At 55.2% G+C, this 24,085-nt stretch carries 22 protein-coding genes; 14 read left to right on the top strand and 8 right to left on the bottom strand.

The genetic code is table 11. From position 1 onward, the window contains the following. The 10 genes from OB87_RS03355 to OB87_RS03310 all read left to right on the top strand — a co-directional run. Window positions 1–231 (top strand): EF-Tu C-terminal domain-related protein (locus tag OB87_RS03355; RefSeq protein WP_033568033.1); only part of this gene is annotated, 231 nt, incomplete at its 5' end. A 234-nt stretch (window positions 232–465) separates the two neighbouring features. Further along, a complete protein-coding gene (secE, locus tag OB87_RS03350; RefSeq protein WP_033568032.1) occupies window positions 466–849 on the top strand; it encodes a preprotein translocase subunit SecE in 384 nt (127 codons plus the stop codon). Window position 850: 1 nt separating this feature from the next. Further along, on the top strand, window positions 851–1,396 hold the full coding sequence (nusG, locus tag OB87_RS03345) for a transcription termination/antitermination protein NusG (RefSeq protein WP_015848189.1): 546 nt from the start codon (window positions 851–853) through the stop codon (window positions 1,394–1,396). A 148-nt stretch (window positions 1,397–1,544) separates the two neighbouring features. After that, window positions 1,545–1,973 carry a 50S ribosomal protein L11 gene (gene rplK / locus OB87_RS03340; RefSeq protein ID WP_015855385.1) on the top strand — a complete coding sequence of 143 codons (429 nt, stop codon included), beginning with the start codon at window positions 1,545–1,547 and terminating at the stop codon, window positions 1,971–1,973. A 3-nt stretch (window positions 1,974–1,976) separates the two neighbouring features. Further along, window positions 1,977–2,681 (top strand): 50S ribosomal protein L1, encoded by a 705-nt coding sequence (rplA, locus tag OB87_RS03335; protein ID WP_033568031.1) that lies wholly within the window; start codon window positions 1,977–1,979, stop codon window positions 2,679–2,681. A 327-nt stretch (window positions 2,682–3,008) separates the two neighbouring features. Next, a complete protein-coding gene (gene rplJ, locus OB87_RS03330) occupies window positions 3,009–3,506 on the top strand; it encodes a 50S ribosomal protein L10 (protein WP_012882962.1) in 498 nt (165 codons plus the stop codon). Window positions 3,507–3,572: 66 nt separating this feature from the next. Then, window positions 3,573–3,938, top strand: a complete 366-nt coding sequence (gene rplL / locus OB87_RS03325; RefSeq protein ID WP_000028879.1) for a 50S ribosomal protein L7/L12 — start codon at window positions 3,573–3,575, stop codon at window positions 3,936–3,938. A gap of 323 nt (window positions 3,939–4,261) precedes the next feature. Next, on the top strand, window positions 4,262–8,290 hold the full coding sequence (gene rpoB / locus OB87_RS03320) for a DNA-directed RNA polymerase subunit beta (RefSeq protein ID WP_033568030.1): 4,029 nt from the start codon (window positions 4,262–4,264) through the stop codon (window positions 8,288–8,290). A 107-nt stretch (window positions 8,291–8,397) separates the two neighbouring features. Beyond that, complete coding sequence (gene rpoC / locus OB87_RS03315) at window positions 8,398–12,621, top strand: DNA-directed RNA polymerase subunit beta' (RefSeq protein WP_033568029.1); 4,224 nt, start codon at window positions 8,398–8,400, stop codon at window positions 12,619–12,621. Between the two features lie 321 nt (window positions 12,622–12,942). Further along, on the top strand, window positions 12,943–14,040 hold the full coding sequence (locus tag OB87_RS03310) for a DUF1176 domain-containing protein (protein WP_033568028.1): 1,098 nt from the start codon (window positions 12,943–12,945) through the stop codon (window positions 14,038–14,040). On the opposite strand, the gene OB87_RS20495 is transcribed toward OB87_RS03310, so the two are convergent. Both OB87_RS20495 and OB87_RS19655 read right to left on the bottom strand, forming a co-directional pair. Continuing rightward, window positions 14,025–14,270 (bottom strand): hypothetical protein, encoded by a 246-nt coding sequence (locus tag OB87_RS20495; protein ID WP_148042042.1) that lies wholly within the window; start codon window positions 14,268–14,270, stop codon window positions 14,025–14,027. The two genes, OB87_RS03310 and OB87_RS20495, sit on opposite strands and share 16 nt — an antisense overlap. Before the next feature lie 3 nt (window positions 14,271–14,273). After that, the gene (locus OB87_RS19655) at window positions 14,274–14,429 is read right to left on the bottom strand and encodes a DUF1127 domain-containing protein (protein WP_081977343.1); all 156 of its coding nucleotides are present in this window, start codon (window positions 14,427–14,429) and stop codon (window positions 14,274–14,276) included. A gap of 177 nt (window positions 14,430–14,606) precedes the next feature. Between OB87_RS19655 and OB87_RS03305 the strand changes: the two genes are divergently transcribed. Next, a complete protein-coding gene (locus tag OB87_RS03305; protein WP_033568027.1) occupies window positions 14,607–16,034 on the top strand; it encodes an aminotransferase-like domain-containing protein in 1,428 nt (475 codons plus the stop codon). On the opposite strand, the gene OB87_RS03300 is transcribed toward OB87_RS03305, so the two are convergent. Then, window positions 16,021–16,236 (bottom strand): DUF1127 domain-containing protein, encoded by a 216-nt coding sequence (locus OB87_RS03300; RefSeq protein WP_033568026.1) that lies wholly within the window; start codon window positions 16,234–16,236, stop codon window positions 16,021–16,023. The two genes, OB87_RS03305 and OB87_RS03300, sit on opposite strands and share 14 nt — an antisense overlap. Before the next feature lie 175 nt (window positions 16,237–16,411). Here OB87_RS03300 and OB87_RS03295 point away from each other — a divergent pair, with 175 nt between their 5' ends. Further along, window positions 16,412–17,848: an aminotransferase-like domain-containing protein gene (locus tag OB87_RS03295; RefSeq protein ID WP_033568025.1), complete on the top strand. Its 1,437-nt coding sequence runs from the start codon at window positions 16,412–16,414 to the stop codon at window positions 17,846–17,848. A gap of 11 nt (window positions 17,849–17,859) precedes the next feature. On the opposite strand, the gene OB87_RS03290 is transcribed toward OB87_RS03295, so the two are convergent. From OB87_RS03290 to OB87_RS03280, 3 genes are read right to left on the bottom strand one after another with little or no spacing between them, the layout of a single operon-like run. Then, window positions 17,860–18,627 carry a molybdopterin-dependent oxidoreductase gene (locus tag OB87_RS03290; RefSeq protein WP_033568024.1) on the bottom strand — a complete coding sequence of 256 codons (768 nt, stop codon included), beginning with the start codon at window positions 18,625–18,627 and terminating at the stop codon, window positions 17,860–17,862. Continuing rightward, complete coding sequence (locus OB87_RS03285) at window positions 18,620–19,222, bottom strand: cytochrome b/b6 domain-containing protein (protein WP_033568023.1); 603 nt, start codon at window positions 19,220–19,222, stop codon at window positions 18,620–18,622. Before OB87_RS03285 ends, OB87_RS03290 begins: the two co-directional genes overlap by 8 nt. A gap of 12 nt (window positions 19,223–19,234) precedes the next feature. After that, window positions 19,235–19,858, bottom strand: coding sequence for a hypothetical protein (locus OB87_RS03280; RefSeq protein WP_033568022.1), 624 nt, complete (start codon window positions 19,856–19,858; stop codon window positions 19,235–19,237). A 161-nt stretch (window positions 19,859–20,019) separates the two neighbouring features. Here OB87_RS03280 and OB87_RS03275 point away from each other — a divergent pair, with 161 nt between their 5' ends. Then, complete coding sequence (locus OB87_RS03275) at window positions 20,020–20,691, top strand: heavy metal response regulator transcription factor (protein ID WP_033568021.1); 672 nt, start codon at window positions 20,020–20,022, stop codon at window positions 20,689–20,691. Continuing rightward, window positions 20,688–22,121, top strand: coding sequence for a heavy metal sensor histidine kinase (locus OB87_RS03270; protein WP_033568035.1), 1,434 nt, complete (start codon window positions 20,688–20,690; stop codon window positions 22,119–22,121). The genes OB87_RS03275 and OB87_RS03270 overlap by 4 nt, the downstream gene beginning before the upstream one ends. A 36-nt stretch (window positions 22,122–22,157) precedes the next feature. Here OB87_RS03270 and thiH read toward each other — a convergent pair whose 3' ends face one another. Beyond that, window positions 22,158–23,306: a 2-iminoacetate synthase ThiH gene (gene thiH / locus OB87_RS03265; RefSeq protein ID WP_033568020.1), complete on the bottom strand. Its 1,149-nt coding sequence runs from the start codon at window positions 23,304–23,306 to the stop codon at window positions 22,158–22,160. Continuing rightward, window positions 23,306–24,085 (bottom strand): thiazole synthase, encoded by a 780-nt coding sequence (locus OB87_RS03260; RefSeq protein ID WP_033568019.1) that lies wholly within the window; start codon window positions 24,083–24,085, stop codon window positions 23,306–23,308. Before OB87_RS03260 ends, thiH begins: the two co-directional genes overlap by 1 nt.

Below are 24,085 nucleotides of genomic sequence, written 5' to 3'. Positions count from 1 at the left end.
CGTCATACTCCGTTCTTCAAAGGCTACCGTCCGCAGTTCTACTTCCGTACAACTGACGTGACTGGCACCATCGAACTGCCGGAAGGCGTGGAAATGGTTATGCCGGGCGACAACATCAAGATGGTCGTAAACCTGATCGCGCCGATCGCGATGGACGACGGTCTGCGTTTCGCTATCCGTGAAGGCGGCCGTACTGTAGGCGCCGGCGTGGTTGCCAAAGTTATCGCTTAATTGCTGATAAAATTTGACGCAACATGCGGTAAAAGGGCATCATTTGATGCCCTTTTTCTACGCTGTTGTCGTAGAACCTATCTCATCAGCGATTGTGCAGTATAATCATTGGTGAGATAGGCTCTGTGTAAGCGGTGTGAGTCCCGGATTGCTCGATTTTAGAATACTTTCCGGTCTGGTTTGCCCTTACGGCGGGGCAAAATTATTTGTCTGAATCTAGTGACAGGTTGGTTTATGAGTGCGAATACCGAAGCTCAGGAGAGCGGGCGTGGTCTTGAGGCGCTGAAATGGCTGGTCGTTGCAGTATTACTGATCGCGGCAATTGTAGGCAATTACTACTACCGTGAATTCAGTTTGCCGCTGCGCGCATTAGCTGTAGTTATTTTAATCGCTGCGGCGGGCGGCGTGGCATTGCTGACAACGAAAGGCAAAGCAACGGTTTTGTTTGCGCGTGAAGCCCGGACCGAAGTTCGCAAGGTGATCTGGCCGACCCGGCAGGAAACATTGCACACCACACTGATCGTTGCTGCTGTAACTGCCGTTATGTCGCTGATTCTGTGGGGACTGGATGGCATTCTGGTGCGTCTGGTATCGTTTATTACTGGCCTGAGGTTCTAAGATGTCTGAAGCTCCAAAGAAACGTTGGTACGTCGTTCAGGCGTTTTCTGGCTTTGAAGGTCGCGTAGCACAGTCTCTGCGTGAACATATTAAGCTCCATAACATGGAAGACCACTTTGGCGAAGTAATGGTGCCGACTGAAGAAGTGGTTGAAATTCGTGGTGGCCAGCGCCGCAAAAGCGAGCGTAAATTTTTCCCAGGTTATGTACTGGTACAGATGGTGATGGACGATGCCAGCTGGCACTTGGTCCGTAGCGTACCACGCGTTATGGGATTCATTGGCGGAACGTCTGATCGCCCTGCGCCGATCAGCGATAAAGAAGTAGACGCTATCATGAACCGCCTGCAGCAGGTGGGCGACAAGCCGCGGCCGAAAACACTGTTCGAACCGGGCGAAATGGTGCGCGTCAACGATGGGCCGTTTGCCGATTTCAATGGTGTGGTGGAAGAAGTCGATTACGAGAAAAGCCGCCTGAAGGTTTCTGTCTCCATCTTTGGCCGAGCGACCCCTGTCGAGCTGGATTTCAGCCAGGTTGAAAAAGGCTGATCACTGCCTACATTCGATACTTGTATCCGGCGCGAAATTGACCTACAATTTCGCGCCTTTGTTTTATGTGTCATTAAGACGCATAACATGTTTATAAATCGCGGGGAGCTTCTTCATGAAGCGTTATTACCCATTAGAGGAAAGCTAAATGGCCAAGAAAGTACAAGCCTATGTCAAGCTGCAGGTTGCAGCTGGTATGGCTAACCCGAGTCCGCCAGTTGGTCCGGCTCTGGGTCAGCAGGGTGTTAACATCATGGAATTCTGTAAGGCATTCAACGCTAAAACAGAAAGCCTGGAAAAAGGTCTGCCGATTCCGGTTGTTATCACTGTTTACTCTGACCGTTCCTTCACCTTCGTTACCAAAACTCCGCCAGCATCTGTACTGCTGAAAAAAGCGGCTGGTATCAAGTCTGGTTCCGGTAAGCCGAACAAAGACAAAGTGGGTAAAGTGACCCGTGCTCAGGTTCTGGAAATTGCCCAGACCAAAGCGGCGGACATGACAGGTGCTGACGTGGAAGCCATGGCGCGTTCCATTGAAGGTACTGCTCGTTCCATGGGCCTGGTAGTGGAGGACTAAGAAATGGCTAAGCTGACCAAGCGCATGCGCGTGATCCGTGAAAAAGTTGATGTAACCAAACAGTATGACATCAACGAAGCCGTTGCCCTGCTGAAAGAGCTGGCCACTGCTAAATTTGTTGAAAGTGTTGACGTTGCCGTAAACCTGGGCATCGACGCACGTAAATCTGACCAGAACGTTCGTGGCGCGACTGTACTGCCGCACGGTACTGGCCGTACTGTTCGTGTCGCTGTATTTACTCAGGGTGCCAACGCTGAAGCAGCTAAAGCTGCCGGTGCTGACCTGGTAGGTATGGATGACCTGGCTGACCAGATCAAGAAAGGCGAGATGAACTTCGACGTAGTTATTGCTTCTCCGGATGCAATGCGCGTTGTTGGTCAACTGGGCCAGATCCTGGGGCCGCGCGGCCTGATGCCGAACCCGAAAGTGGGTACTGTAACCCCGAACGTTGCTGAAGCTGTGAAAAACGCCAAAGCCGGTCAGGTTCGTTACCGTAACGACAAGAACGGTATCATCCATACCACTATCGGTAAGGTTGATTTCGATGCTGACAAACTGAAAGAAAACCTGGAAGCTCTGCTGGTTGCGCTGAAAAAAGCCAAACCTGCTCAGGCGAAAGGCGTGTACATCAAGAAAGTTAGCATCTCCACCACTATGGGTGCTGGTGTTGCCATCGATCAGAGTGGTCTGAACGCAGTCGCAAACTGATAGCTTTTGTTCCTCTTTACCCGGGCGAGGGATTTCTTTATAATCTTACGCCCGTTGTTCTGTAAATGAACAAGAGACGATTTTTCGGTTGGAGCCTGGCCTAATCCAGGCCTCCGTCCAAGACCGCAGGTGTTTCAATATCCTTAGGATAAGGGAACTTAATTTTCCTGCGTAGACGGTGACAGAGCCTAAAGAACATTTTTATTCTTTTTTAAAGAATAGTCCTGCTGGATTCTGCTCACCGTGTTTCAGCGCCTGTCTCCGTTTTGGCGACAGGTGAAGTGAGTTCCGGAGATTTTCTCCGGCTAAATCCAGGAGCAAAAGCTAATGGCATTAAATCTTCAAGACAAACAAGCGATTGTTGCTGAAGTCAGCGAAGTGGCCAAAGGCGCGCTGTCTGCGGTAGTTGCGGATTCCCGTGGCGTTACCGTAGATAAAATGACTGAACTGCGTAAAGCAGGTCGTGAAGCTGGCGTATACATGCGTGTTGTTCGTAACACCCTGCTGCGCCGCGTCGTTGAAGGCACTCAGTTCGAATGCCTGAAAGACACGTTTGTTGGTCCGACCCTGATTGCATACTCTATGGAGCACCCGGGCGCTGCTGCTCGTCTGTTCAAAGAGTTCGCGAAAGCGAATGCAAAATTTGAGGTTAAAGCTGCGGCCTTTGAAGGTGAGTTGATTCCGGCGGCTCAAATTGACCGTCTGGCAACGCTGCCGACTTACGAAGAAGCAATTGCACGCCTGATGGCGACCATGAAAGAAGCCTCTGCTGGCAAACTGGTCCGCACTCTGGCTGCTGTTCGCGATCAGAAAGAAGCTGCTTAATCGCACTTTTCCTGTTATCGCATTTGCTAACGTATAAACTTTTTCTGATTGTTAGGAACAATTGTCATGTCTATCACTAAAGATCAAATCATTGAAGCAGTAGCGGCTATGTCTGTAATGGACGTTGTTGAGCTGATCTCTGCAATGGAAGAAAAATTCGGCGTTTCTGCTGCCGCTGCTGTAGCTGTTGCTGCTGGCCCGGTTGAAGCTGCTGAAGAGAAAACTGAGTTCGACGTTATCCTGAAAGCTGCTGGCGCTAACAAAGTTGCCGTTATCAAAGCAGTTCGTGGCGCAACTGGCCTGGGTCTGAAAGAAGCAAAAGACCTGGTTGAGTCTGCTCCGGCCGCTCTGAAAGAAGGCGTGAGCAAAGATGACGCTGAAGCTCTGAAAAAATCTCTGGAAGAAGCTGGCGCTGAAGTTGAAGTTAAATAAGCCAACCCTTCCGGTTGCAGCCTGAGAAATCAGGCTGATGGCTGGTGACTTTTTGGTCACCAGCCTTTTTGCGCTGTAGGGTGCCGGTAGTGTTTCACACTGTTTGACTGCTGGTTTCCCATCAATGCTTGTTTCTATCGACGACTTAATATACTGCGCCAGAGCACCTGTTCTGTGTAAAGCGCAATGAAATGATTTAAGAGTGATAGAAACAGGTATTGCGGAATGTGTTCCACTTTCCGATCGACATAAATGGTGTTGCATGAACCGTCCTTTTCAGGGCGGACAAAGTGGGTCGACTTGTCAGCGAGCTGAGGAACCCTATGGTTTACTCCTATACCGAGAAAAAACGTATTCGTAAGGATTTTGGCAAACGTCCGCAAGTACTGGATGTGCCTTATCTCCTTTCTATCCAGCTTGACTCGTTCCAGAAGTTTATCGAGCAAGATCCGGAAGGCCAGTACGGTCTGGAAGCTGCATTCCGTTCCGTATTTCCTATCGCAAGTTACAGCGGTAATTCCGAACTGCAGTACGTGAGTTATCGTCTGGGTGAGCCGGTATTTGACGTTCAGGAATGTCAAATCCGCGGTGTTACCTTCTCCGCGCCGCTGCGCGTGAAACTGCGTCTGGTGATCTACGAGCGCGAAGCGCCGGAAGGCACCGTTAAAGACATCAAAGAACAAGAAGTGTACATGGGCGAAATCCCGCTCATGACCGACAACGGTACTTTTGTTATCAATGGTACTGAGCGTGTTATCGTTTCGCAGCTGCATCGTAGCCCAGGCGTCTTCTTCGACAGCGATAAGGGTAAAACCCACTCTTCCGGTAAGGTGCTGTATAACGCACGTATCATTCCTTACCGTGGTTCCTGGCTGGATTTTGAATTCGACCCGAAAGACAATCTGTTTGTCCGTATCGATCGTCGCCGTAAATTGCCTGCGACCATCATTCTGCGTGCGTTGAGCTACTCCACCGAAGAAATTCTGGATCTGTTCTTCGATAAAGTGGTGTACGAAATCCACAATAACAAGCTGCAGATGGAGCTGGTGCCGGAACGTCTGCGTGGCGAAACCGCGTCGTTCGACATCGAAGCTGACGGTAAAGTCTACGTTGAGAAAGGCCGCCGCATCACCGCGCGCCATATTCGTCAGTTGGAAAAAGACGGCATCGAACGCATTGAAGTACCGGTCGAATACATCGCCGGTAAAGTGCTGGCTAAAGATTACGTGGATGAAAGCACCGGTGAAGTGATCGCGATGGCGAACATGGAACTGTCGCTGGATCTGCTGGCTAAACTGAGCCAGGCGGGTCATAAGCGTCTCGACACGCTGTTCACCAATGATCTGGACCACGGTCCGTACATGTCCGAGACTCTGCGTGTCGACCCGACCAACGATCGCCTGAGTGCGCTGGTCGAAATCTACCGCATGATGCGTCCGGGCGAGCCGCCGACACGTGAAGCAGCCGAGACGCTGTTCGAGAATCTGTTCTTCTCCGAGGATCGTTACGATCTGTCCGCAGTTGGTCGTATGAAGTTCAACCGTTCTCTGCTGCGCGAAGAAATCGAAGGTTCCGGGATTCTGAGCAAAGCGGACATTATCGATGTGATGAAAAAACTCATCGATATCCGTAACGGTAAGGGCGAAGTCGACGATATCGACCATCTGGGCAACCGTCGTATCCGTTCCGTGGGCGAAATGGCGGAAAACCAGTTCCGCGTCGGTCTGGTGCGTGTTGAACGTGCGGTGAAAGAGCGTCTGTCTCTGGGCGATCTGGATACGCTGATGCCGCAGGACATGATCAACGCCAAGCCGATTTCCGCTGCGGTGAAAGAGTTCTTCGGTTCCAGCCAGCTGTCTCAGTTTATGGACCAGAACAACCCGCTGTCCGAAATTACGCACAAACGCCGTATTTCCGCATTGGGCCCAGGCGGTCTGACCCGTGAGCGCGCTGGCTTTGAAGTTCGAGACGTACACCCGACCCATTACGGCCGTGTATGTCCTATCGAAACGCCAGAAGGTCCGAACATCGGTCTGATCAACTCGCTGTCTGTGTACGCACAGACCAACGAGTACGGCTTCCTGGAAACCCCGTATCGCCGTGTACGCGATGGCGTGGTGACCGACGAGATCCATTACCTGTCAGCGATTGAAGAAGGCAACTACGTTATTGCTCAGGCGAACACCAACCTGGATGACGAAGGTCACTTCATCGAGGAGCTGGTTACCTGCCGTAGCAAGGGCGAATCCAGCTTGTTCAGCCGCGATCAGGTTGACTACATGGACGTTTCCACCCAGCAGGTTGTATCCGTGGGTGCGTCCCTGATTCCGTTCCTGGAGCACGATGACGCCAACCGCGCCCTGATGGGTGCGAACATGCAACGTCAGGCGGTTCCGACCCTGCGTGCTGACAAGCCGCTGGTGGGCACCGGTATGGAACGCGCTGTTGCGGTTGACTCCGGGGTAACTGCCGTAGCTAAACGTGGTGGTCTGGTCCAGTACGTGGATGCGTCCCGTATCGTTATCAAAGTTAACGAAGATGAGATGTATCCGGGCGAAGCTGGCATCGATATCTACAACCTGACCAAGTACACCCGTTCTAACCAGAACACCTGCATCAACCAGATGCCGTGCGTGTCGCTGGGCGAACCAGTTGAGCGCGGCGATGTGCTGGCCGACGGCCCGTCTACCGATCTGGGTGAACTGGCGCTGGGTCAGAACATGCGCGTCGCGTTCATGCCCTGGAACGGTTACAACTTCGAAGACTCCATCCTCGTTTCCGAGCGTGTGGTGCAGGAAGACCGCTTTACCACCATCCATATCCAGGAACTGGCGTGCGTGTCCCGTGACACCAAGCTGGGGCCTGAAGAGATTACTGCCGATATCCCGAACGTGGGTGAAGCAGCGCTCTCCAAGCTGGATGAATCCGGCATCGTTTACATCGGTGCTGAAGTGACTGGCGGCGATATTCTGGTCGGTAAAGTGACGCCGAAAGGCGAAACCCAGCTGACACCAGAAGAGAAACTGCTGCGCGCCATCTTTGGTGAGAAAGCGTCTGACGTTAAAGACTCTTCTCTGCGTGTGCCGAACGGTGTTTCCGGTACGGTTATCGACGTGCAGGTCTTTACCCGCGATGGCGTGGAAAAAGACAAACGTGCGCTGGAAATCGAAGAAATGCAGCTCAAGCAGGCGAAGAAAGACCTGACTGAAGAACTGCAGATTCTGGAAGCCGGTCTGTTTGCCCGTATCCATGATGTGCTGGTTGCCGGTGGCGTTGAAGCCGACAAACTGGACAAGCTGCCGCGTGAGCGTTGGCTGGAACTGGGTCTGACCGACGAAGAGAAGCAGAACCAGCTGGAGCAGTTGGCTGAACAGTATGACGAACTGAAACACGAATTCGAGAAAAAACTCGAAGCCAAACGCCGCAAAATCACCCAGGGTGATGATCTGGCACCGGGCGTGCTGAAGATCGTCAAAGTGTATCTGGCCGTTAAGCGTCAGATCCAGCCGGGTGACAAGATGGCAGGCCGTCACGGTAACAAGGGTGTTATCTCCAAGATCAACCCGATCGAGGATATGCCTTACGACGAGAACGGCACGCCGGTCGATATCGTACTGAACCCGCTGGGCGTACCGTCACGTATGAACATCGGTCAGATTCTGGAAACCCACCTGGGTATGGCTGCCAAAGGCATCGGCGACAAGATCAACGCCATGCTCAAGCAGCAGCAGGAAGTGGCCAAGCTGCGCGAGTTTATCCAGAGAGCTTATGACCTGGGTAACGACGTGCGCCAGAAAGTCGACCTGAACACCTTCAGTGATGAAGAAGTGCTGCGTCTGGCAGAAAATCTGAAGAAAGGTATGCCGATCGCCACGCCGGTGTTCGACGGTGCCAAAGAAAACGAGATCAAAGAGTTGCTGAAACTCGGCGATCTGCCGACTTCTGGTCAGATTCGTCTGTTCGACGGCCGTACTGGCGAGCAGTTCGAGCGTCCGGTTACCGTGGGCTACATGTACATGCTGAAACTGAACCACTTGGTGGATGACAAGATGCACGCCCGTTCTACCGGCTCGTACAGCCTGGTTACCCAGCAGCCGCTGGGTGGTAAGGCGCAGTTCGGTGGTCAGCGCTTCGGTGAGATGGAAGTGTGGGCGCTGGAAGCTTACGGCGCAGCCTATACCCTGCAGGAAATGTTGACGGTGAAATCCGATGACGTGAACGGCCGTACCAAGATGTATAAAAACATCGTGGATGGCGATCACCGGATGGAACCAGGAATGCCGGAATCCTTCAACGTACTGTTGAAAGAAATCCGCTCCCTAGGTATCAACATCGAGCTGGAAGAAGAGTAATCCCAGCCCGATAGCGCTGCGAGCATTCGTTACAGGGGCACCTGAGCTGTGTTTTTAACGGCATGGTTCAGGTGTCTGACAGGTCTAACTCCGACAGGAGCCAATCCGTGAAAGACTTATTAAAGTTTCTGAAAGCGCAAACTAAAACCGAAGAGTTTGATGCGATCAAAATTGCTCTGGCCTCGCCAGACATGATCCGTTCCTGGTCTTTTGGTGAAGTTAAAAAGCCAGAAACCATCAACTACCGTACGTTCAAACCAGAACGTGACGGTTTGTTCTGTGCCCGTATTTTTGGGCCGGTAAAAGACTACGAGTGCTTGTGCGGTAAGTACAAGCGCCTGAAACACCGTGGCGTGATTTGTGAGAAGTGCGGCGTTGAAGTGACCCAGACCAAAGTGCGTCGTGAGCGCATGGGCCACATCGAGCTGGCGTCTCCGACGGCTCACATCTGGTTCCTGAAATCCCTGCCGTCTCGTATCGGCCTGCTGCTGGATATGCCGCTGCGCGATATCGAGCGTGTACTGTACTTCGAATCTTACGTCGTTATCGAAGGTGGGATGACCAACCTGGAACGCCGCCAGATCCTGACTGAAGAGCAGTATCTGGACGCGCTGGAAGAGTTCGGTGACGAATTCGACGCCAAGATGGGTGCCGAAGCGATCCAGGCTCTGCTGAAAAACATGGATCTGGAGCAGGAATGCGAGCAGCTGCGTGAAGAGCTGAACGAAACCAACTCCGAAACCAAACGTAAGAAGCTGACCAAGCGTATCAAGCTGCTGGAAGCGTTTGTGCAGTCCGGTAACAAGCCGGAGTGGATGATCCTAACCGTGCTGCCGGTACTGCCACCGGATTTGCGTCCGCTGGTTCCGCTGGACGGTGGTCGTTTCGCGACCTCCGATCTGAACGATCTGTACCGTCGCGTGATCAACCGTAACAACCGTTTGAAACGCCTGCTGGATCTGGCTGCGCCAGACATCATCGTACGTAACGAAAAACGTATGTTGCAGGAAGCGGTGGATGCGCTGCTGGATAACGGCCGTCGCGGTCGTGCGATCACCGGTTCCAACAAGCGTCCGCTGAAATCGCTGGCTGACATGATCAAAGGTAAGCAGGGTCGTTTCCGTCAGAACCTGCTGGGTAAACGCGTGGACTACTCCGGTCGTTCCGTTATTACCGTTGGTCCGTACCTGCGTCTGCACCAGTGCGGTCTGCCGAAGAAAATGGCGCTGGAACTGTTCAAACCGTTCATCTACGGCAAGCTGGAACTGCGTGGTCTTGCTACCACCATCAAAGCCGCCAAGAAAATGGTTGAGCGTGAAGAAGCCGTGGTATGGGATATCCTGGATGAAGTCATCCGCGAACACCCGGTACTGCTGAACCGTGCGCCGACCCTGCACCGTCTGGGTATTCAGGCATTCGAACCGGTATTGATCGAAGGTAAAGCTATTCAGCTGCACCCGCTGGTGTGTGCGGCGTATAACGCCGACTTCGACGGTGACCAGATGGCTGTTCACGTACCGCTGACGCTGGAAGCCCAGTTGGAAGCGCGTGCGCTGATGATGTCCACCAACAACATTCTGTCGCCAGCGAACGGTGAGCCGATCATCGTTCCGTCTCAGGACGTGGTGTTGGGTCTGTACTACATGACCCGTGACTGTGTTAACGCCAAAGGCGAAGGCATGGTGCTGACCGGTCCGAAAGAAGCTGAGCGTATCTATCGTGCTGGCCTGGCTTCGCTGCACGCTCGCGTGAAGGTGCGTATTACCGAGCACCAGAAGAATGCGCAGGGCGAGTGGACGCAGAAAACCAGCCTGATCGACACCACCGTGGGTCGTTCTATCCTGTGGATGATCGTGCCGAAAGGTCTGCCTTACTCCATCGTCAACCAGGCGCTGGGTAAGAAAGCGATCTCCAAGATGTTGAACACCTGCTACCGCGTACTGGGTCTGAAGCCGACGGTTATTTTCGCCGACCAGATCATGTACACCGGCTTTGCTTACGCGGCGCGTTCCGGTTCTTCCGTTGGTATCGACGATATGGTCATTCCGGCGAAGAAAGTGGAAATCATCAGCGAAGCGGAAGCCGAAGTGGCCGAAATCCAGGAGCAGTTCCAGTCTGGTCTGGTCACCGCGGGCGAACGTTACAACAAAGTCATCGACATCTGGGCTGCTGCGAACGAACGTGTGGCTAAGGCGATGATGGAAAACCTCTCTACTGAAACCGTTATCAACCGTAACGGCGAAGAAGAGAAACAGGTTTCCTTTAACAGCATCTTTATGATGGCCGACTCCGGTGCGCGTGGTTCTGCGGCACAGATTCGTCAGCTGGCGGGGATGCGTGGTCTGATGGCGAAGCCGGACGGCTCCATCATCGAAACGCCGATCACCGCGAACTTCCGTGAAGGTCTGAACGTACTCCAGTACTTCATCTCCACCCACGGTGCGCGTAAAGGTCTGGCGGATACCGCGTTGAAGACCGCGAACTCCGGTTACCTGACCCGTCGTCTGGTTGACGTGGCGCAGGACCTGGTGGTGACCGAGGACGATTGCGGTACGCACGAAGGCATCATGATGACGCCGGTTATCGAAGGCGGCGACGTGAAAGAGCCGCTGCGTGAGCGCGTACTGGGCCGTGTAACGGCTGAAGACGTGCTGAAACCGGGCACCGCAGACATTCTGGTTCCGCGCAATACGTTGCTGAACGAGAAATGGTGTGACCTGCTGGAAGAAAACTCAGTCGATGCGGTGAAAGTACGCTCCGTAGTAGGTTGTGAAACCGACTTCGGTGTGTGCGCCAAGTGCTACGGTCGCGACCTGGCACGTGGTCACATCATCAACAAAGGTGAGGCCATCGGGGTTATCGCAGCACAGTCCATCGGTGAACCGGGTACTCAGCTGACGATGCGTACGTTCCACATCGGTGGTGCGGCATCGCGTGCGGCCGCTGAATCCAGCATTCAGGTGAAGAACAAAGGTAGCCTGAAACTGAGCAACGCCAAGTTCGTTAAGAACGGTGCAGGCAAGCTGGTTATCACCTCGCGTAACACCGAGCTGAAACTGATCGACGAATTCGGACGTACCAAAGAAAGCTATAAAGTGCCTTACGGTGCGGTAATGGGCAAAGGCGATGGCTCAGAAGTTAACGGTGGCGATACCGTAGCGAACTGGGACCCGCATACCATGCCGGTTATTACCGAAGTAGGCGGTAGCATTCGCTTTACCGATATGATCGACGGCCAGACGATTACTCGTCAGACCGACGAACTGACCGGTTTGTCCTCCATCGTGGTTCTGGACAGTGCGGAACGTACCGGTGGTGGTAAAGATCTGCGTCCGGCGCTGAAAATCGTTGACGCCAACGGCGACGACGTACTGATTCCGGGCACCGACATGCCTGCGCAGTACTTCCTGCCAGGCAAAGCGATTGTTCAGCTGGAAGACGGTGCTCAGATCGGCGCGGGTGATACCCTGGCGCGTATCCCGCAGGAATCCGGCGGTACTAAGGATATTACCGGTGGTCTGCCGCGCGTAGCCGACCTGTTCGAAGCCCGTCGTCCGAAAGAGCCGGCGATCCTGGCGGAAATCAGTGGCGTGGTATCCTTCGGTAAAGAAACCAAAGGCAAACGTCGTCTGGTGATTTCTCCGGTTGATGGCAGCGATGCATATGAAGAGATGATTCCGAAGTGGCGTCAGCTCAACGTGTTCGAAGGTGAACGTGTGGAACGCGGCGACGTGATTTCCGACGGTCCGGAATCTCCGCATGACATCCTGCGTCTGCGCGGCGTACACGCGGTAACCCGTTACATCGTGAACGAAGTGCAGGAAGTTTACCGACTGCAGGGCGTGAAGATTAACGATAAACACATCGAGGTTATCGTTCGTCAGATGTTGCGTAAAGGGACTATTGCCAGCGCGGGTAGTTCCGAGTTCCTGGAAGGCGAGCAGGCAGAAGTGTCGCGCATCAAGATCGCTAACCGTCAGTTGGAAGCGGATGGCAAGATCCCGGCTACGTACCACCGTGACCTGCTGGGTATCACCAAGGCATCTCTGGCAACCGAATCCTTCATCTCTGCTGCATCGTTCCAGGAAACGACACGCGTGTTGACGGAAGCAGCAGTTGCGGGCAAACGCGACGAACTGCGCGGTCTGAAAGAGAACGTTATCGTGGGTCGTCTGATCCCGGCCGGTACAGGTTATGCGTACCACCAGGATCGTATGCGCCGCCGTCAGGCTGGCGAAGTCCCGGCAGTGGCTCAGGTGAGCGCGGATGAAGCATCTGCTAACCTGGCTGAACTGTTGAACGCAGGCTTTGGCAGCAGCGACGACGAATAACCGTCAGTTTCACCGATAATAAAAAACCGTACCTTAGCGATAAGGTGCGGTTTTTTTTATATTCTTATTTCACATGCAGATCTTTTATTGACGACGGTGACTGTTTAAAAATGGTCTACTGCGGACCTCACCCTACGGGCCGTCACAGGCGACGTTAAAAAACGCTTTCAGCGTTTTATGATTCGTTCCACCTGGCGGCGGAACTCACCCTACGGGCCGTCACAGGTGACGTTAAAAAACGCTTTCAGCGTTTTTTTAGTGGCGGGGAAAAGACATAATTGCGCTATAACATCAGCATGGAAGTTTCATAAGGAATGTCCGATGCGATTCACGACAACGCTTTCAGGCGTCATTCTGGTTTTGCTGTCCGGCAGCGCGTTTAGTGCTGGTGAGATGCCTTCCGGTTACCCGACGCCGGTGCAGAAGGTGTTCCGGCACTGGCAGATTACCTGCAATAACCTGAATGACTGCGACATCAGGAACAATGATCCGTACCTGCGTGTGACGCTAAAGCGTGAAGCGGGTGCTCAGGGCAAAATCTCATTGGACTTCGATCTGGCCGATAAACGTCAGGCGCTGTATCTGGATGGTGTTCGCTTTCCGCTGGCTCAGCCAGCCTGGCAAACGGATGAAGAAGAAGGCGCGTTCTACGTCCATACTGATCAGTTGGATGTGATCCAGCAGTTTGTGCTGGCGGCCAAAAATGCCAAACGACTGTCGCTAGCGGAGCACAGCGGTGGTCAAGGTAATAATCAGGAAGAATCGATCTCGCTTAACGGACTGAATGCGGCGTTATTGCTGGCGGATGAACGTCAGGGGCGTTTGAATAACCTCAGCGCATTATTGCAGGTTGGCAACGGTGAGGTTGCTCAGGTGCCCCCGGTTCCGATGGGGCAGGAAATCACCCCGGCTTACACCCAACCACCGCCGCTGGCTAATGAGAAGACGCTGATTAATGGTGTGATCAGTGCCAAAAAAGCCTTGCTGGAAGAAGAAGACTGCGGGCTGAGCAAAGAGGCTCGCCAGTTGAGTGAAGCCGAGCCGCTGACCAACGAGCTGGCGCTGGTGATGCTCAACTGCGGCATGGGGGCTTATCAGTCCTCCAGTATGCTGTTTGTCACTCCGCGTAATAACCCGCAGGCCGCACAGTTGCTGGAATTGCCAAGACCTATTCGCCCGGCGGACAGCCGTGAGGAAAAAATCCGTTGGTTTACCGAAGCGGATTATGACCCGGAAAGCGGCATGTTGTATCACTCGGCGAAAGGACGCGGCATTGCCGATTGCGGAGAAAGCGCGCAGTGGGTATTTGACGGTAAGACTTTCCAGCTTGTGGCCTACAACTATCAGCCAGAATGCAACGGCGGGCAGCCGGGCGATTGGCCGTCAGTATGGGCGATGCCGGGTTATCCCACCGAATAGGAAGGGCCGATACCTGTCGGCATCGGCGAAGTGGCGAGCGCAGCGGCGGGAGAGAGAGTGCCGCTCCGGTCGGCTCCCTTGCCGACGCTGTCACCATAATCTTCTCCGGTTGCATTGACGATCGCTGATGCACCGCTTTGCGTAGCGTCACGCCGTAAAATGGCACCGGAGGGCAACAGTTGCTGACCACTGTAAGACGGCTCGCAATTTTTTCCCGTTCTCCACGACAACGACTACCGCATCCGATCGACATCCTGTCGGGTCAGCCCGATATCCTCCAGGCGGTCATTGCTGAGGTTGTTTAAGGTGCGAAGCGCTGCCTGGCGTTCCCGCCATACTCGCCAGCGTCGCCGCAGCGACGGCCAAACGGGTATTTTCCACTGCACCATGATCTTTCCCTCCGTTATTGCTCATGACCATAGGATGGAAAAACTGAGGTCGATAATACAGCCTCAGAAAATAGCGAGTTTGGTTATACAGAACGGCTTACCAGACGATCTGAATAGCGTTTTTTCAGCCAATCTGTACCTGTTCGGGCACTTGAGCTGCATGTAAAAAGAGGCTATATGACACGCTATCAACACTTGGCCGACCTGCTGGCCCAACGTATCGAAGCAGGACTGTATCAGAGCGGAGAACGGTTGCCGTCGGTGCGGACGCTGAGCCGTGAGCATGGTGTCAGCATCGGTACGGTACAGCAGGCTTACTATGTACTGGAGGCTAAGCGGTTGATTATGCCGCTGTCCCGCTCTGGTTATTTCGTTTCACCGCGCAAGGCGATGCCGCCAGTGCCAGCGCTGACGCGCCCGATACAGCAACCGGTGGAGTTTATGCAATGGGAATCGGTGCTGGCGATAGCCAACAAGAGGCGGGCACCAGATGTATTGTCGCTGGATGGCGGAATGCCTGACATCACACAACCGACGCTCAAACCGTTGCTACACGCTATTGCTCACTGCGGCAAACAATATGATTTGTCGATGTTGGGGTACGACAGCCTGCCCGGCCTGCCGGAATTGCGCGAGCAGATTGCCCGATTGATGTTGGACGGCGGCAGCCAGCTCGGCGCTGAAGAAATTGTGGTGACATCGGGATGTCAGGAATCGCTGTCGATAGCGATTCGCGCTGTGTGCCAGCCCGGTGATATTGTGGCGGTGGAGTCGCCCAATTTTTTCGGTGTGATGCAGATGCTGCAGGGATTTGGCGTCAAGGCGATCGAAATTCCCACCGACGCGGTGTCGGGTCTGAGCCTGGAAGCGCTGGAGCTGGCGTTGGAGCAGTGGCCGATTAAAGCGGTGCTGACGGTGCCTAACTGCAACAATCCGCTGGGCTTTATTATGCCGGATGAACGCAAGAGGGCGCTGGTGGCGCTGGCACGTCGTTTCGATATCGCTATCATCGAGGACGATATCTACGGCGAGCTGGCTTATGGCTATCCTCGTCCCATCACCGTCAAATCGCTGGATACCGATGGCCGCGTGCTGCTGTGCAGTTCGTTTTCCAAGACGTTGGCACCTGGCCTGCGGGTGGGCTGGATAGCGCCGGGTCGTTATCTCGATCGCGTGCTGCATCTCAAATACATCAGTACTGGTTCGACGGCGATGCACATCCAACGGGCACTGACGGAATTCATCCAGCAAGGGGCTTATCAGCCGCATCTGAGGCGTATGCGCGCCCGTTACCAGCGTAATCTGGACGTGTTCGCCTGCTGGGTGAGGTATTACTTTCCGAGCGGCATCTGCGTTAGTCGTCCGCAGGGTGGGTTTTGGCTGTGGATCGAACTGCCTGGCGAGTGTAACGCTGCTTGCCTGAACGACGCGCTGCGACGGGAGAAAATCCGTGTGGCACCGGGCGCGATATTCTCAGCCACCGGCAAGTATCGCCACTGTTTGCGGCTGAACTATGCCGCGCCGTTCACCGATACCATCCAACGGGCGTTGCAGACGCTGGGCTTGACGTTAGAACAGTGGCTGTCCGAGGCTAGCGGTGTCTGAGCGTGTCGTCGCGGTAGTCTGAGGTATACTGCCGCTCGATGTCGCCACGGGCCAGCCCAATATCTTTTAACCGCTCGTCGCTCATGTTCCACAACAGTTTGCGGGTGGCGGATTGCGCCCGATGACGCAACCACGCCTGATACAGCGCTGATAGCCAGTTGCATGGTTGGGGAATCCGGCGGATGCGACGCGGTATGCTCATGATGAATCTCCTCAGGTTGTGCTGTGCCTTTATCATGCGTCTGTCCGTGATTTGAATACAGATTCAAAAAATCTATTTCTCTTCAATACAGAATGGATGCTATACCGTCTGAATGGTGAAATTATTCGACTATCTGTACTGGTTTTTGTTTTTCATGGGGTAATGGAGGATACAGATGACACGCTACCAACATCTTGCAACGCTGCTAGCCCAGCGTATCGAACAAGGGCTGTATCAGGGCGGGGAGCGGCTGCCGTCGGTACGCTCACTCAGTCAGGAGCATGGCGTCAGTATCAGTACCGTACAACAGGCCTACTACCTGCTGGAGCAGCAGCAATTGATCGTGCCGTATCCTCGCTCCGGTTATTTTGTGCGTACCCACAAAGCGTCGCCGCCCATTCCGGCGATGTCGCGGCCGGTACAGCGTCCGGTTGAAGTGAAAAAATGGGGGGCGGTACTGGAGTTGGTACAGGCCCGGCAGGATCCCAATCTGATTTCCTTCGGAAGCAGCCAGCCGGATCTGACGCAGAACACGCTGAAACCGTTATGGAAGCAGTTGCAGCGCGTGGGGCAGCGGCAGGATCCGTCCTCGTTCATGTATGACCAACTGGCGGGAACACCGTTGTTACGCGAACAGATCGCCCGATTAATGGTCGACAGCGGTTGCCAGCTGTTGGCGGAAGATATTGTCGTGACCAGTGGCGCGACGGAGGCGCTGGCAGTGGCGATTCGCGCGGTGGCGAACCCAGGGGATATCGTTGCCGTCGAGTCCCCTGTTTTTCACGGTATTTTGCAAATACTGTGTGGCCTTGATCTAAAAGTCATTGAGATTCCTACAGATTTCACCAATGGCATTAGCCTGGAAGCACTGGAACTGGCTCTGGAGCAGTGGCCGATTAAAGCCGTGCTGGTGGTGCCGCATTGCAATAACCCGCTGGGTTTCATTATGCCGCCGCACCGTAAGCGAGCGCTGATGACGTTGGCACAGCGCTATGACATTGCCATCATTGAAGATGATGTGTATGGCGAATTGGCTTACGAATACCCGAGGCCGACCACACTGAAGTCGATGGATCTCGACGGTCGGGTGCTGCTGTGCAGTTCGTTTTCTAAAACGCTGGCACCGGGGTTGCGTGTTGGTTGGGTGGTGCCGGGGCGGTATCGTGATCGGGTGTTGCATATGAAGTACACCAGTACCGGGTCGAGCACCGTTTGTACACAACTGGCCGTGGCGGAATTTATTCAGCAAGGGTATTACCAGCCGCATGTTCGCCGTATGCGTGGTATTTATCAGCGCAATCTGGAGCTATTTTCCTGCTGGGTGCGCCGCTATTTCCCAGAAACTATCTGTGTCAGTCGCCCCAAAGGTGGCTTCGTACTCTGGGTGGAAATGCCCGAAAGTTTTGATGGTGTACAACTGTGTCAGCAGTTAAAGGAGAGTCAGATTCATATCGCAGAAGGCGCGTTGTTTTCCGCGTCAGGTAAGTACCGTCATGGGATTCGCATGAGCTGCGCCATGCCGATGACCACCAAAATCGAGCAGGCGGTGGCGACCATCGGCGCTGCCGTTGAACGTGCGCTGGCTACAGGCGTGCATGAAGCGACAACTTAGCAAACTACCATTCAAATACCACTAAACCAGTTATACCCCTGATCTTCCCAGTAGCCGCCGGGGTTGGTGTCGCTGACGAACAGTGCTGCGATGTGTTTGGCGTTTTTGAAGCCGAGTTTGGTCGGGACGCGCAGTCGTAGCGGGTAGCCGTAGTCGGCGGGTAATGCCTGATCGCCGAATTCCAGCGCCAGAATGGTTTGCGGGTGCAGGGCGGTTGCCATATCGATGCTGGAGTAATAACGGTCAGCGCATTTGAAGCCAACATAGCGGGCGGTGAGGTCAGCGCCGATATGCTGTAGAAAAAGGCGTAGTGGGATGCCGCGCCACTGGCCGATAGCGCTCCAGCCTTCGATGCAGATAAGCCGGGTAATCTGTGTTTCCTGCGGTAGCTGGCGCAGTTGCTCCAGTGTCCAGATTCCCTTTTTCTCCACCTTGCCGGAAACCTCCAGACGATAACTGTCCAGATCGATCTCCGGCACATTGTATTCTGGGTAAAAAGCGTTAAACGGAAATGGCTGGGTTATCTGGTCTGGGCGATAGCTGGGAGCCAGCCGCTGCCCGCTGAACAGCCATGCCTGTACCCGGTCGTTCCAGCGCGACATCGCCCACAACACGTTATCAACGCTGTCGCCGTCCTGCATGTTGCAGCCAGTCAGCATCGCTACGGCACCGAGCGTCAGCCCGGAGCGCAGCATCAGGCGGCGTTCCAGATTTACCAGCTGTTTTTTCTGGTCTGGTTCCAGTATCAGCGGCGTGCGGCGAGGTGATTGATCACTCATGTTTGCCTCCGGTCAGCATCGTCCATAGCGTGCGTGGGATGATTAGCACCATCATCACGTGGATCACCACAAACAGGCCGATTGCGCTCATGGCAAAGAAATGCACGTAACGAGCGGTAGCGAAACCGCCCAACAGCGTGGTCAGCCACTGCAACTGGACCGGCTTCCAGATAGCCAGCCCAGACAGCACCAGCAGTACGCCCAGCGCGATGACACCGAAATACATCAGCTTTTGGATGGCGTTGTACTGGTGGGACTCATGTCGCAGACGAAAGGTCAGTGTCAGCCGGATAGCGTGCCAGAGCGACGCTGGCGTGAGCGGCAACCAGCGTTGCCGCCAGTGGCCGCTAGCTAGACTCCACAGCACGTACAGCACGCCGTTACCTACCAGCAGCCACATCACCGCCAAATGCCAGCCGATAGCACCACCCAGCCAGCCGCCTAACGTCATGGACTGGGGAAAACGGAAATCAAACAGCGGTGAGGCGTTGTAGATTTCCCAGCCGCTCATGAACATAGCGGTCATCGCCAGCAGGTTGACCCAGTGGGTGAGCCTGACCGGCCAGGCATGTATCGAGTGGCGAGATGACGGCATAACGGCCTCCAGTTACATGGGGGGAACGGTGCCATTTTTACCCGCGGAAACCGCAAGGGCGACACGTTTGCCCTGATCATCCAGTCTGGAGAACAACACAATGTGTGCACCTGGTTTTAACAGGCTGCGATCACCCGGTGCGATGCTGACAATCGGTACGTCATCCGGCACGATTACGGTTTTCTGCCCACCGTTATACGTGACGGTCAGTGTCCGGCCGTGGCTGTTGACCAGCTTGCCGACGGTGCCATTAGTCATGGTGCCGCTTTTTCCGTCAGCGGACTCCCACGGACGAAAGCCTTCGCCGGTGCCGCGCAGGCTCGCATCGAATACGTGTACTTCGAGTGCCTTGAGTGTTCCATCTGGTTGAGGGATAGCGGCCGTGCCGATAAAACTATCGGGTTTGATATCGCCCGGCTCAGCCTTGGTGATACTCATCACGCGGGTTTCGGCGGTTAACACCGCATCGATTTTCTGTCCCTTACGGTCGGTCAGTTGCAACTGTGTGTCCGATACCGCCGTAATGGTGCCACGGATCGGCGCTTGCGGTTTGGCTGGTGCCTCAGCAGCACTGGCTCCGTGGCTGCAAAGCAGTAAAGACGAAAGCAATAGCCCGGCAAAACGATGTGTTGTCATGATGATTTTCCCTGAGTTGGCGTTTGCTCATCATGGCGAGCGTTTCTGGTCGTCAGCATGACCGTATGATGACATTAATGTCATCAAGTCGGCCGGGGAGAGTTGCTAAGATAAAGCCATGTTTCGGCAGCGATGCCGCCAGTACAGCGAGAGCGATAACCATGCGGATTCTGGTGATTGAAGATGACGTCGGCACCGGGGATTACCTGAAAAAAGGGCTGACTGAAGCGGGATATGCGGTTGACCTGGTGCGCAACGGCACCGATGGGTTATTCAATGCGCTGGAGTACGGTTATGACGCCATTATTCTGGATGTGATGCTGCCGGGGCTGAATGGCTGGCAGATCCTTGAGATGCTGCGCAAGAAAAGCGATGTACCGGTGCTGTTTCTGACGGCGCGCGATCAGTTGCACGACCGCATTCACGGGCTGGAGCTGGGGGCGGACGACTACCTGATTAAACCGTTCTCTTTTACTGAACTGGTGCTGCGTGTGCGCACGCTGTTGCGTCGCGGCGTGGTGCGCGAGGCAGACCACTACGCGGTGGCGGATTTGCAATTGGATGTGCTGCGGCGTAAAGCCACGCGACAAGAGGTCGTTATCCCGCTGACTAACAAGGAGTTCATGCTGTTGCATTTGCTGGTTCGGCGCGAAGGCGAGGTGTTGTCTCGCACGTTGATTGCTTCGCAGGTATGGGACATGAATTTTGATAGTGATACCAACGTGGTCGATGTGGCGGTGAAACGTCTGCGTGCCAAGATCGACAAGCCGTTCGATATCAAATTGATCCATACCGTGCGTGGTATCGGCTATGTATGCGAGCCGCGTTCATGAGTGGCTGGCTTCAACGCTGGCGCGCAACGTCGCTGACGGTGCGTTGCAGCCTGCTGTTTGCGCTGACGGCCGCGCTGGTAGTCAGCCTGGTGGGTGGTTACCTGTACGGTGCGCTGCGTCAGGAAATGTATCGGCGCAGCGATCTGCAAGTGACTGGCCGGGTAGAGTATTACCGCCATTTGCTGAGTAAGAATTTCACCTTGCCAATGCTCGCGGCGAATACTGGCATGTTTGAAAACATGCTGGGCAGTGAGCAGGATGTGTTGCTGTTTTCCCTGCCGGGGCAGAAGCCGCTGATTAACGTCAACCCGGCGCACATTGTTCTGCCAGACATTCCCCCGATCGCAGTAGATGCGCTGCTACAAACCGATGCGGTACGCAGCGGTGTGACGGCACAGGGTGTGCCGCTGCGGGCGATAGCCGCGCTGGTGCGGCTGAATGACGGACAGATACTACAGATTGCCGCAGCGCACGTGATGTTCAACGAACAGAAAATGCTGGAAAGCTACCTGTGGCGTGTGGTGGGTGCCGTGGTGATCGCGTTTGTGCTGATTGGCGGCCTGGGGTATCTGGTGCTGCGCCGCGGTTTATCGCCGTTGTGGCGCGTGACGGCACAGGCGTCGGCGATTACACCGCATACGTTGTCGGCAAGGGTGAGTGAAACGGACGCGCCGCAAGAAGTGCGGCAACTGATTCGTGCCTTTAACGCCATGTTGGACCGCCTGACCGAGGGCTATCTGCGCTTAACCCAGTTTTCTGCCGATCTGGCGCACGAAATCCGCACGCCGATTGGCGCACTGATGGGGCATTGTCAGGTGGCGCTGTATCAGCCGCGCAGTGTAGAAGAGTATGAAACACTATTGTCGGATAACATCGCCGAACTGGAGCGGATATCGCGCATGGTGGAGAACATCCTGTTTCTGGCGCGTGCCGACCATGAACAACCCGTGCTGGACCGCATACGGATCGAGACGGCAACCGAATTGCATCGGGTCGCGGATTATTTCGAGATGCTGGCAGATGAGCGCGGTATCGAATTACTGTGCGAAGGCAATGCCACGCTGACGGGTGATGCGCTATTGTTTCAGCGTGCGCTGAGCAATCTGGTCGCTAACGCGGTGCGTTATGCCAAAGCTGACAGCCCGGTGCGGTTGCGTGCCACCACGGCTTCTGAACAGGTGATAGTCGAGGTGACCAATATGGGGCCGGTATTGCCGCCTGCGCAACTGGCGCGGCTATTCGACCGTTTTTATCGCGCGGACGCCACCCGTAGTGCAAGCAGTGACTCCAGCGGTCTGGGGTTGTCGATTGTGCGGGCGATCATGACGTTGCATGGCGGTGAGGTCACCGTCAGCTGTGATCCTATTGATGAGACGATCGGGCGGATCACTTTCCGCCTGATCTTTCCTGCCGACAGAACGATGACATGAGAGGGATCGCCGATGTGGCGGCGATCCTGTCTGATGTTAGCCCGTTACCGCTCTGCCCAGATAACCATCCCAGTCTTTCCACACCGGTTGTAGCCCGGCACGGCTGAGCGCCGCGGCCACGGCTTCCGGGCGGCGGTCGTCGTGCGGGGTGAATTGCTCCAGTTCCGGATGATCGTCAGCGTAGCCGCCCGGTTGGGTTTTGGAAAACGCGCTGACATTATTGATGGCTATCGGGATCATGTGGTCGCGAAAATGGGGCGATTCGCGCGTCGATAGCGACAGTTCTACATCGGGTGCCAGCAGCCGGAAGGCGCAGATCACCTGCATCAGTTGCGCTTCATCCATCAGCGAAGCGGGTTCGATGCCACCCGCGCAGGGGCGCAGGCGTGGGAACGACACCGAATAGCGGCTCTGCCAGTAAGTCTGCTGCAAATACAGCAGGTGTTCGGCCACCATATAACAGTCAGTACGCCAGCTGTCGGACAGCCCAATTAGCGCCCCCAGCCCGATTTTGTCGATCCCGGCGCGGCCTAGCCTGTCCGGGGTTGCCAGCCGCCAGGCGAAGTCCTGCTTGTGACCGCGCAGGTGGTGGCGGGCGTAGGTCGCCGGATGATAGGTTTCCTGGTACACCATCACGCCATCCAGCCCGAGGGTTTTCAACTCGGTGTACTCCGCCTGCGACAGCGGCTGCACTTCCATCATCAGCGAACTGAACTGCGGGCGGATCAGCGGCAGCATCTGGCGAAAGTAATCCATTCCAACCTTGCGTTGATGCTCGCCGGTCACCAGCAGCAGGTGATCGAACCCCAGCGCTTTGATCGCTTCGCACTCACGCCGGATTTCCTGCTCGTCCAGTGTCTTGCGCTTGAGATGATTGCTCATGGAAAAACCGCAGTAGGTGCAGTCGTTGGCGCACAGGTTGGAGAGATACAACGGTACATAGAAGCCGACGGTATTGCCGAAGCGCTGGCGCGTTAGTTGCTGTGCTCGCTGCGCCAGCGGTTCCAGCCAGCGGCTGGCAGCGGGCGACAGCAGCGCCATCATGTCCTCGCGCGTCGGCCGATCAGCGCATAGCGCCCGCTCTACGTCGGCGTCGGTCTTACTGTTGATACGCAAGGTCAGGTCATGCCATTCCAACTGTTGCCAGCGCTGTTCAAATGATGGCGATTGATCGTGGATGTCCATCAGCTAGCGGCCTCCGCAGGGTGTAGAAAGCCGGTGAGCGGACTGGTGGCGCTGGCGATGCGCTGGCGGCTGCCCAACCCGGCTTGGTGGGCGATAGCGCCAGCGTCTACCGCCAGCCGGAAAGCGAGCGCCATCTGCACCGGGTCGCGCGCCACGGCGATAGCGGTGTTGACCAGAACCGCATCCGCGCCCAATTCAATCGCTTCCGCCGCGTGGCTGGGCGCGCCGATACCCGCATCCACCACCACGGGAATCCGTGCCTGCTCGATGATGATGCGCAGAAAATCGCGCGTTTGCAGCCCCTGATTGGAGCCAATGGGCGCGCCCAACGGCATCACCGCGGCGCAGCCGACGTCTTCCAGTCGTTTGCACAGCACCGGGTCGGCACCGCAGTAAGGTAGTACCACAAAGCCGTCTTTCACCAACTGTTCGGCCGCTTTCAGGGTTTCCACCGCATCGGGCAGCAGGTATTTCATGTCTGGGTGGATTTCCAGTTTCACCCAATGTGTGCCCAGCGCTTCGCGCGCTAGTCGGGCGGCGAACACCGCCTCCTCGGCGGTTTTAGCACCAGAGGTATTTGGCAACAGGTGGACACCCAGCTCGCGCAGTGGTGCCAGAATGGCGTCGCTGCCGCCTTTCAAATCCACGCGCTTCATCGCCAGCGTGACCAGTTGTGAACCCGACGCGCGCAGGGCGTCTTGCATCAGTTGTGCGTTGGCGAATTTTCCGGTTCCGGTTAATAACCGGGAAGTAAAAGTGGTATCTGCAATCTTCAGCAT

It is taken from the genome of Dickeya undicola, assembly GCF_000784735.1.
GTDB classification, from domain to species: domain Bacteria; phylum Pseudomonadota; class Gammaproteobacteria; order Enterobacterales; family Enterobacteriaceae; genus Dickeya; species Dickeya undicola.
Note: the sequence above shows the minus strand (reverse complement) of the source record. Positions and strands in the feature narration are given on the sequence as shown.

What these genes read in the sequence shown, in the direction of transcription:
- secE (WP_033568032.1), top strand. Translation starts at nt 466, where the DNA reads ATGAGTGCGAATACCGAAGCTCAGGAGAGCGGGCGTGGTCTTGAGGCG.
- nusG (WP_015848189.1), top strand. Translation starts at nt 851, where the DNA reads ATGTCTGAAGCTCCAAAGAAACGTTGGTACGTCGTTCAGGCGTTTTCT.
- rplK (WP_015855385.1), top strand. Translation starts at nt 1,545, where the DNA reads ATGGCCAAGAAAGTACAAGCCTATGTCAAGCTGCAGGTTGCAGCTGGT.
- rplA (WP_033568031.1), top strand. Translation starts at nt 1,977, where the DNA reads ATGGCTAAGCTGACCAAGCGCATGCGCGTGATCCGTGAAAAAGTTGAT.
- rplJ (WP_012882962.1), top strand. Translation starts at nt 3,009, where the DNA reads ATGGCATTAAATCTTCAAGACAAACAAGCGATTGTTGCTGAAGTCAGC.
- rplL (WP_000028879.1), top strand. Translation starts at nt 3,573, where the DNA reads ATGTCTATCACTAAAGATCAAATCATTGAAGCAGTAGCGGCTATGTCT.
- rpoB (WP_033568030.1), top strand. Translation starts at nt 4,262, where the DNA reads ATGGTTTACTCCTATACCGAGAAAAAACGTATTCGTAAGGATTTTGGC.
- OB87_RS03310 (WP_033568028.1), top strand. Translation starts at nt 12,943, where the DNA reads ATGCGATTCACGACAACGCTTTCAGGCGTCATTCTGGTTTTGCTGTCC.
- OB87_RS19655 (WP_081977343.1), bottom strand. Translation starts at nt 14,429, where the DNA reads ATGGTGCAGTGGAAAATACCCGTTTGGCCGTCGCTGCGGCGACGCTGG.
- OB87_RS03305 (WP_033568027.1), top strand. Translation starts at nt 14,607, where the DNA reads ATGACACGCTATCAACACTTGGCCGACCTGCTGGCCCAACGTATCGAA.
- OB87_RS03300 (WP_033568026.1), bottom strand. Translation starts at nt 16,236, where the DNA reads ATGAGCATACCGCGTCGCATCCGCCGGATTCCCCAACCATGCAACTGG.
- OB87_RS03295 (WP_033568025.1), top strand. Translation starts at nt 16,412, where the DNA reads ATGACACGCTACCAACATCTTGCAACGCTGCTAGCCCAGCGTATCGAA.
- OB87_RS03290 (WP_033568024.1), bottom strand. Translation starts at nt 18,627, where the DNA reads ATGAGTGATCAATCACCTCGCCGCACGCCGCTGATACTGGAACCAGAC.
- OB87_RS03285 (WP_033568023.1), bottom strand. Translation starts at nt 19,222, where the DNA reads ATGCCGTCATCTCGCCACTCGATACATGCCTGGCCGGTCAGGCTCACC.
- OB87_RS03280 (WP_033568022.1), bottom strand. Translation starts at nt 19,858, where the DNA reads ATGACAACACATCGTTTTGCCGGGCTATTGCTTTCGTCTTTACTGCTT.
- OB87_RS03275 (WP_033568021.1), top strand. Translation starts at nt 20,020, where the DNA reads ATGCGGATTCTGGTGATTGAAGATGACGTCGGCACCGGGGATTACCTG.
- OB87_RS03270 (WP_033568035.1), top strand. Translation starts at nt 20,688, where the DNA reads ATGAGTGGCTGGCTTCAACGCTGGCGCGCAACGTCGCTGACGGTGCGT.
- thiH (WP_033568020.1), bottom strand. Translation starts at nt 23,306, where the DNA reads ATGGACATCCACGATCAATCGCCATCATTTGAACAGCGCTGGCAACAG.
- OB87_RS03260 (WP_033568019.1), bottom strand. Translation starts at nt 24,085, where the DNA reads ATGCTGAAGATTGCAGATACCACTTTTACTTCCCGGTTATTAACCGGA.